This window comes from Streptomyces sp. NPDC054872 (assembly GCF_053610705.1).
Map to the genome: position 1 here is coordinate 26,243 of NZ_JBSGYY010000063.1, position 7,939 is coordinate 34,181.

The following is a 7,939-nucleotide window of genomic DNA, read 5'->3' on the forward strand; positions in this document are numbered from 1 at the left end:
CACATGAACAAGCGTTACCTGTCCGTCGCGGCCGTCATCGGCCTCGCGGCAGCCGGTCTCGGCACGACGTCCGCGACGGCAGCGACCCCCACCGCGCCGTCCGCCACCTCCGCGTACGCCAACTACGCGGGATCCGGCGAGGAAGCCGCGGCCAACAAGGCGTTCTTCGACGCCGTCCTCAAGTCGGTCGCCGAGAAGCGCGCGGCCAACCCGGGCGCGAAGCAGGTCACCGTGGTGTACGACGCCTCAGGTGCTCCGACCTTCGCGCAGCAGATAGCGAGCAGCACCTCCATCTGGAATGGCGCGGTGTCCAATGTGAAGCTCCAGGAGGGGAGTGGCGGTGCGAGCTTCGAGTACCGCGAGGGCAATGACCCGCGCGGTTCGTACGCGAGCACGGACGGCCACGGCCAGGGCTACATCTTCCTGGACTACGCGCAGAACCAGCAGTACGACTCGACCCGTGTGACCGCGCACGAGACGGGTCACGTCCTCGGCCTGCCGGACCACTACGAGGGTCCGTGCAGTGAGCTGATGTCCGGAGGCGGTCCGGGCACCTCGTGCACCAACTCGCAGCCGGACGCGAACGAGCGGGCCAAGGTCGACCAGTTGTGGGCCAACGGTCTCGCGAAGGCGCTGGACAAGCTGGACAGACTGGAGAAGGTCGGCTGAGGTGACGGCCGAGGTGAGCTGACCTGCTGCTGACCTCCTGCTGAACGACCCGCTGTGCCCATCGGCGCGCTCGACGCCGGTGGGCACAGTGCGTTACGGGTACGTGCTGCGCGCAGTGCGCTCCGTACCGGTCATTCGCGCGTGTAGTAGCGGTAGAACGTCATGGCGAACACCCCTGCCGTCACCGCGAGCGCCATGAACACGGACCGCAGGATCGTCGCGTCCGTCAGGCTGTAGATGTAGCCGAAGGAGATTCCGGCGAAGGCGGCCCAGGCCGCAGCGCGCAGCTCGCGCGGCAGCCGGGGCGCGGCCTGCCACAGGCCCATGAAGAGCGCGGCGAAGACGATTCCGGCCACGACGCCGAGCAGGACGTTGCCGGTGGTGATGGGTCCTGCGTCCCGCGCGATCTGGGCGGCCCAGACGCCGTAGACGAGGCCGAGGACCAGCGCGACCGGCGCGATCCCGGTGACGTGGGAGCCCCCGCGGACGCGGGGTACGGATGACGTGGATGCCACGTGAGCCATGACGGTTCCTCCAGACTCCTCCGCCCCCGGTCCCGCGTTTCACGCCCGCCCCACCATCCAGGGCACACCCGCCGGCGCCGCCCGGCAACTCGGCGGTCTCAGTGGTCGCGGTTGTAGCCGCCCTCGCAGGTGTTCCAGCAGGGCTTGTACTCCTGGCACGGGTCCGCGGTGGCGCAGCTGGGCACGTGGTGTCCGCCGGTGTCGACGTACGCGGCGCTCGCCCAGCCCCGCACCCCGCCCAGCCAGTACCAGTACGTGTTGCCCCAGACGCTCGAACCCCGCGTCTGGCACTCGACGCGGTCCTGGCTCTCCCCGGGGAGCTTCGCGACGACCGAGGCGCCGGTGGAGGGCGCGTCCCGGATCTTCAGGTCCTTGGGGGCGATGATGGTCCCCCAGACCACGTCGTGGTCGTTGTGCGCGGGTGGCGCGGCGGCTGATGCTGGTGCGGCACCTCCGAGGGACAGTGCGCCCGCGGTCAGGAGCGCGGTGACGAGAGTTCCCAGGGCGGCCGGAGTGGTTCTCAGGGCCGGAGTGGTCCGCATGATCGACCTCCTCGTTCCGGATTTCCCCGATTTCCCCCTGTCCCCACCCTCTTCTCCCCCCTCCAGCAAACACCCGTTCGGGTTAACGCTCCACCGGACGATGAGTTTGCGCCGCGCGGACGGTCTGACTTCGTGACGGACCACCGACGTGGTCCCCGTGACCGACCACTGATGTGGAGAGGGCGTACGACATGAACAGCGTGGCCATCGAGACCGCGGGCCTGGTGAAGACCTTCGGGGACAACCGCGCCGTCGACGGCGTGGACCTCACCATCCCGGCCGGTACGGTCTACGGTCTGCTCGGCCCGAACGGCGCGGGCAAGACCACCACCGTCAAGATGCTCGCCACCCTGCTGCGCCCGGACGGCGGCGACGCCCACGTCTTCGGCCACGACGTCGTGCGGGAGGCCGACGCCGTACGCAGCAGGGTCAGCCTCACCGGGCAGTACGCCTCGGTCGACGAGGACCTGACCGGCACCGAGAACCTGGTGCTCCTGGCCCGCCTCACCGGGCACGGCAAGAAAGCGGCGTACGGCAGGGCGGCGCAGCTCCTGGAGGCCTTCGGCCTGACCGAAGCGGCCACCCGCCAGGTGAAGAACTACTCCGGCGGCATGCGCCGCCGCATCGACATCGCGGCGTCCATCCTCAACACCCCCGACCTGCTCTTCCTCGACGAGCCGACGACGGGCCTCGACCCCCGCAGCCGCAACCAGGTCTGGGACATCGTCAGGGCGGTCGTCGCGCACGGCACGACGGTCCTGCTCACCACGCAGTACCTGGACGAGGCCGACCACCTCGCGTCCCGCATCGCCGTCATCGACGACGGCAAGGTCATCGCCGAGGGCACCAAGGGCGAGCTGAAGGCGTCGGTCGGCGCGGGCTCGGTGCACGTGCGGCTCCGGGACGCGGACCAACGCGAGGAGGCGGCACGGGCGCTGCGCGTCGCACTCGACGCGGAGGTGCAGCTCGAACCCGACCCGGTGGCCCTCACCGCCCGCGTCGGCAACGGCGGGGCGAACGGCAGGGGCGCCGCAGAGAAGGCGTCCCGCGCCCTCGCCGAACTGGCCCGCGCGGGCATCACCGTGGACAACTTCTCCCTCGGCCAGCCCAGCCTGGACGAGGTGTTCCTGGCCCTCACCGGCAACCCCCATCACGCGACGGACATGGCGCAGAAAGAGGCAACGGCATGAGCACCGCGACCACCACATCCGACGCCCAGGACCTGGCGCCGGTCAGCACCGAGTCCCTCGCCGAACTGCTCGTCGCCGGCGACCGGCCGCAGCGCCCCAGCGCGCTCTCCGCGTCCCTCACGTTCGGCTGGCGGGCCATGCTCAAGATCAAGCATGTGCCGGAGCAGCTCTTCGACGTGACGGCGTTCCCGATCATGATGGTGCTGATGTACACGTACCTCTTCGGGGGCGCGCTCGCCGGGTCGCCGGGCGAGTACATCCAGTACCTGCTGCCCGGCATCCTCGTGATGTCCGTCGTCATGATCACGATGTACACGGGCGTCTCGGTGAACATCGACATTGAGAAGGGCGTCTTCGACCGCTTCCGCACGCTGCCGATCTGGCGCCCCTCGGTGATGGTCGGCTACCTGCTCGGCGACATGCTGCGCTACGCCATCGCGTCCCTGGTGATGCTGGCCGTCGGCATGATCGTCGGATTCCGTCCGGACGGCGGCGTCCTCGGCGTCGTGGCCGGGGTGCTCCTCCTGCTCGTCTTCTCCTTCGCCTTCTCGTGGGTGTGGACGATGTTCGGCCTGCTGCTGCGCACGGAGAAGTCGGTGATGGGCGTCAGCATGATGGTGCTCTTCCCGCTGACGTTCCTCAGCGACATCTTCGTGAAGCCCGAGACGATGCCGGGCTGGCTCCAGGCCTTCGTGAACAACAACCCGATCACCCATGTCGCCTCCGCGGTCCGCGATCTGATGGCGGGCACGTCGCCGGGCTCGTCGCTGGTCTGGGCGCTCGGCTGGGCGGTGCTGCTCGTCGCGGTCTTCGGCCCGGTGACGATGAGGCTCTACAACCGTAAGTAGGACCATTCGCACGACGGGTGGGAGTTCTTGCCCCGTATGCACGCGTCCCGGTCGCGCCCCGCGTGACCGGGACTTCTCCTTGGGGCGTGTTCAGACGCCCGCTGTCCGCAGTCCTCCTGGTCCTCGCGGTCCTCCTCGTGCCGCTCGGCGCGCTCTCCACCTGGGCGAAGTACGAGATCGAGGACGCCGATCAGTACGTCGCCACGATGGCGCCGCTCGCCTCCGACCCCGACGTGCGGGACGCGGTGACCAAGGCGGTCACGGACTCGGTGATGAAGGAGATCGACGTGGGCCCGCTGCAGGGCACCGTCGAGTCGTTCCTCGGGGACGCGGTGCGGTCCTTCACGGGGACGAAGGCCTTCAGGACGGCCTGGGACGCGGCCAACCGTGCGGCGCACGACGCCGTGCAGGGCGCGCTCAGCGATCAGTCGGACGGCGGCGCCGTCACCATCGATCTCGCGCCCATCACCGAGCAGGTCAAGCGCCAACTGGCCGCTGACGGCGTGCCGTTCGCCGACAGCATCCCGGTCACGCACACCGAGGTGACGCTCATGGAGTCGTCGGACCTCGGCCCCTTCGGGAAGGGATTCCACATGCTCCAGATGGCGGGCCTCTGGCTTCCGGTCGCGGCGGTGCTCCTCGCCGTGGCGGGCATCTACCTGGCGGTCCACCGCCGCCGCGCGATCATCCGCACGGCCCTCGGCGCGGCCCTCGCGGGCGCGCTCCTCGGCGTCGCGGTCACGGTGGTACGGGGCCTGACCCTGGACGACCTCCCGAAGGACGTCTCCCGCCCGGCCGCGGAGGCGGTGTACGACGCGTTGACCCACTCGCTGAGCGTGGCGGGATGGGTGATTCTGGGGGCGGGGCTGTGCGTCGCGCTTGCCGCGTGGCTGCTTCGGCGCCGTCAGCCACCGGCTCCGCCGAGTTCGTCCTCAAACGCCGGACGGGCTGGATGATCTCGGGGCGGGATGGGGGAAATGCAACCCTCCCCCCACCTCCAGCCGTCTCTGAGGGAGGATTCGAGATCCCACCAGACGGAGAGGCCGGCCTTGGACAGCGCAACGGCAGCGAGGACGGCACCCCAAGAGGACTGGCCGGAGCCGCAGGCGAAGAGGCGCCCGAGGCACCGCCCCTCCGCCTGGCTCGCGGCCCTCCTGCTGGCAGGCGTCAGCACACTCCTCGGGTTCCGCGTCGCCGACTCCGACGGCTTCACCCCCGTACCGCAGTTGCTCGCCTTCCTGCCCCTGTTCCTCGCTCCCGTGATCGCCGCCCTGCTGCTCGCGGCGCTCGCCCGCTGGCGCGTCGGCCTCGTCTGGGGCGTCGTCGCGCTCGGCGGTGTCGCCTGGTTCATGGAGCCGTACGGGAAGACGGACGAACCGGCGGGACCGGCCGTCGCCGAGATCCGTGTCATGGCGTCGAACGTGGAGTTCGGCAAGGCCACGCAGGGCCTGCTCAAGGCGGTCCGCAAGGAGAAACCCGACCTCCTCTTCGTCCCGGAGTGCGACTACACCTGCTCGGACACCCTGCGCGACGAACTGCCCCGCTCCGACTACCCCTACCGCACCGCAAGCGAGGCGGGCGGCGCCGAAGGCTCGGTGATCGTCAGCAAGCTGCCCTTGAAGAAGGCGAGCGGCCTCGCGGGCACCCTGGGCATGCCCGGCGCCGTCGCCGAGCTGAAGAGCGGCCACCAGGTCCGCGTCCAGCTCGCCCACCCGATGCCGCCGCTGCCCGAGCAACTCTCCACCTGGCGCACCGAACTCGCCGAACTGCGCGACTACGCCGCCGAGGGCAAGCGCGCGCAGCGGTCCACCATCATCGCGGGTGACTTCAACGCCACGCAGGACCACGCGGCCTTCCGCGACATCCTGGACACCGGCGGCGTACGCGACGCCGCACGCCTCGCGGGATCGGCCCGCACCCCGAGCTGGCCCGCCGACCTGATGAAACCGCTGGGCACCCAGATCGACCACGTACTGGCCACCCCGGACTTCGCGGCCCGCGACGCCCGCTTCCTGGACATCGGCGACACGGACCACCGGACCCTGGTGGTGGACCTGACGCTGCACGAGGCCGACCCGCAGGACGGCCGGTAACACGCAGGTCAGGCCGGGCAGAGCGGCATCGGGCGCGGCGATAATGGCCGCATGCCCCGCCGCGACCCACCCGCACCACCGGGCCCTCTGAGCGCCCTCGCCCCGCCTCCCTGGCTGGTCAGGACGCTCAAGCCGCAGACGGCGCCGGTCCCGTGGGCCGCGGTGGCGCGCGCTTCCATCGGCCTGTCGCTGCCCCTTCTCGTCGGCCTCGCGGCGGGACAGCCCGCGTACGGCGCGCTCGCCTCCATGGGCGCCCTGTCCGGGGTCATCGGCGACACCGCCGACGCGTACCGCATGCGGGTCTACAACATCGCCGTGCCGCAGCTCTTCGGAGCGCTCGGCGTCACCATCGGCTCGCTCGTCTTCGGGCACGGCTGGGTGGCGGTCGGTGTGGTCACCCTCGTGGCGCTGGTCTCCGGGATGATGTCCACGATCGGCGCCGTGGCGTCCGTGTCAGGACTGCTTCTGTTGCTCAACTCCGTGGTGGGGGCCGGGCTTCCGATGCCGGGGGACTGGTGGCTCGCCCCGGTCCTGATGACCGGCGGCGGCCTGCTGGTCCTCGCCCTCGCCCTGCTCGCCTGGCCGCTCAGATCCGGCATCCCGGAGCGCGCCGCCGTCGCCGCGACCTACCGGAGCGTCGCCGCGCTGCTCGAAGCGGCGGGCACCGAGCGGTACGGCGAGGCACGCACGGCCGTCACCGCCTCCCTGAACCAGTCGTACGACCTGGTGCTCGCCCGCCGCACCCGCGCGCACGGCCGCAACCCGGACCTGATCCGTCTCGTCGCCCAACTGAACGCGATCACCCCGGTCATCGAGGCCGCGCCGGCGGCACACCAGTGCGGCATCCCGATGCCCCCGGAGTACCCCGCGGAGGTGCGGCGCCTCGCGGACGCGGTGGCGGCTCCCGGGCCCGCCCCGGTCCCCGACCCGGTGCTCCCCGAGCCCCTCGACCCCTCCGCGGACGCCGTCGACCACGCCCTGCGGCACGTGGCCGAGCTCCTCAACGACGCGGACCCGCACGGCGTCCTGAACGCCGCCGACCGCCTCGGCCGCCCCGCGGCCCTGCGCGTCAGGACCCGCAGGGCCGCTCGCAACGTCATCCTGTCGAGCGCGTCCTGGCGCTACGGGCTGCGCCTCGCCCTGTGCATCGGCATCGCGCAGTCACTGGTGTCCCTGGTCGAGGTGCCCCGCTCCTACTGGGTGGCGCTCACCGTCACGTTCGTCCTCAAGCCCGACTTCGGCTCGGTCTTCTCGCGGGCGGTGCTGCGGGCGCTGGGCACGGCGGCGGGGCTCGTGGTGGCGGCCGCGGTCCTGTCGCAGGTGCCGCGGGGGTGGTGGGACGTGCCGGTGATGCTGGTGCTGGCGGCGCTGATCCCGGCGCTCACACCGCGAGGCTACGGCTACCAGACCGCCGCGATCACCCCGGTGATCCTCCTGCTCTCCGACGTCCTGAACCACCAGGGCTTCGGGCTCGTCGTGCCACGCCTGGTGGACAGCCTCATCGGCTGTGCGATCTCGCTGGTGGCCGGGTACCTGCTGTGGCCGGAGAGCTGGCACACGCGGATCGGTGACCGTCTGGCGGACGCGGTCGCCGACACGGCGTCGTACGTCGAGAGCGCGTTCGGCACGGCGGTGGACGCGGGGGCGCGGGCGCGGATGCGGCGCGGTCTGTACCGGGACCTGTCCGTCGTCCGCACGGAATTCCAGCGCGCCCTGACCGAACCGCCCCCGGTGGGGGCGAGGGCCGCGGCGTGGTGGCCCCTGGTGATCGCGGTCGAGCGGATCGTGGACGCGACCACCGCCGCGGCGGTGCGGATCCGGCACGGGGCGGCGGAGCCGACCCTCACGGAGGTGGGTGAGGTGGCCCGCCAACTGCGTGAACTCTCCGAGGGGCTGCGGGGCTCGGAGATCCTGGAGGAGGTCTCCACGTCCTTCACGGGCCCCCAGGAGAGCGTCCTGGAACCTTTGCGCCAGGAGGTGGCCGCGGCGAGGGCGATCGCGTCGCCGCCGCGGGGGTGAGGGCTCAAACGCCGGCCGGGCTGAGATTTCCCCGAGCCGGGGAAATCTCCAGCC

The 7,939-nt window shown here is 71.3% G+C and carries 8 protein-coding genes; 6 read left to right on the forward strand and 2 right to left on the reverse strand.

From position 1 onward, the window contains the following. The first annotated feature begins 3 nt into the window (after positions 1–3). On the forward strand, positions 4–669 hold the full coding sequence (gene snpA / locus ACWGIH_RS41835; RefSeq protein ID WP_453451671.1) for a snapalysin: 666 nt from the start codon (positions 4–6) through the stop codon (positions 667–669). Positions 670–800: 131 nt separating this feature from the next. Here snpA and ACWGIH_RS41840 read toward each other — a convergent pair whose 3' ends face one another. Both ACWGIH_RS41840 and ACWGIH_RS41845 read right to left on the reverse strand, forming a co-directional pair. Beyond that, positions 801–1,193, reverse strand: a complete 393-nt coding sequence (locus ACWGIH_RS41840) for a hypothetical protein (RefSeq protein WP_453451672.1) — start codon at positions 1,191–1,193, stop codon at positions 801–803. A 98-nt stretch (positions 1,194–1,291) separates the two neighbouring features. Beyond that, positions 1,292–1,735, reverse strand: coding sequence for an SH3 domain-containing protein (locus ACWGIH_RS41845; RefSeq protein WP_453451673.1), 444 nt, complete (start codon positions 1,733–1,735; stop codon positions 1,292–1,294). A gap of 191 nt (positions 1,736–1,926) precedes the next feature. On the opposite strand from ACWGIH_RS41845, the gene ACWGIH_RS41850 reads away from it, so the two are divergent. The 5 genes from ACWGIH_RS41850 (at position 1,927) to ACWGIH_RS41870 (ending at position 7,885) form a co-directional block, all read left to right on the forward strand. Beyond that, entirely contained in the window at positions 1,927–2,925 is a 999-nt protein-coding gene (locus tag ACWGIH_RS41850) for an ATP-binding cassette domain-containing protein (protein WP_453451674.1), read from the forward strand. After that, positions 2,922–3,773 carry an ABC transporter permease gene (locus ACWGIH_RS41855; protein WP_453451675.1) on the forward strand — a complete coding sequence of 284 codons (852 nt, stop codon included), beginning with the start codon at positions 2,922–2,924 and terminating at the stop codon, positions 3,771–3,773. The genes ACWGIH_RS41850 and ACWGIH_RS41855 overlap by 4 nt, the downstream gene beginning before the upstream one ends. A gap of 86 nt (positions 3,774–3,859) precedes the next feature. Beyond that, positions 3,860–4,729: a hypothetical protein gene (locus tag ACWGIH_RS41860; protein ID WP_453451676.1), complete on the forward strand. Its 870-nt coding sequence runs from the start codon at positions 3,860–3,862 to the stop codon at positions 4,727–4,729. 93 nt (positions 4,730–4,822) lie between these two features. Continuing rightward, on the forward strand, positions 4,823–5,866 hold the full coding sequence (locus ACWGIH_RS41865) for an endonuclease/exonuclease/phosphatase family protein (RefSeq protein ID WP_453451677.1): 1,044 nt from the start codon (positions 4,823–4,825) through the stop codon (positions 5,864–5,866). A gap of 51 nt (positions 5,867–5,917) precedes the next feature. Then, positions 5,918–7,885 (forward strand): FUSC family protein, encoded by a 1,968-nt coding sequence (locus ACWGIH_RS41870; RefSeq protein ID WP_453451678.1) that lies wholly within the window; start codon positions 5,918–5,920, stop codon positions 7,883–7,885. Positions 7,886–7,939: the final 54 nt, after the last annotated feature.

Excerpts from the sequence above, each read along its gene's own strand:
- snpA (WP_453451671.1), top strand. The coding sequence starts at position 4 with ATGAACAAGCGTTACCTGTCCGTCGCGGCCGTCATCGGCCTCGCGGCA.
- ACWGIH_RS41840 (WP_453451672.1), bottom strand. The coding sequence starts at position 1,193 with ATGGCTCACGTGGCATCCACGTCATCCGTACCCCGCGTCCGCGGGGGC.
- ACWGIH_RS41845 (WP_453451673.1), bottom strand. The coding sequence starts at position 1,735 with ATGCGGACCACTCCGGCCCTGAGAACCACTCCGGCCGCCCTGGGAACT.
- ACWGIH_RS41850 (WP_453451674.1), top strand. The coding sequence starts at position 1,927 with ATGAACAGCGTGGCCATCGAGACCGCGGGCCTGGTGAAGACCTTCGGG.
- ACWGIH_RS41855 (WP_453451675.1), top strand. The coding sequence starts at position 2,922 with ATGAGCACCGCGACCACCACATCCGACGCCCAGGACCTGGCGCCGGTC.
- ACWGIH_RS41870 (WP_453451678.1), top strand. The coding sequence starts at position 5,918 with ATGCCCCGCCGCGACCCACCCGCACCACCGGGCCCTCTGAGCGCCCTC.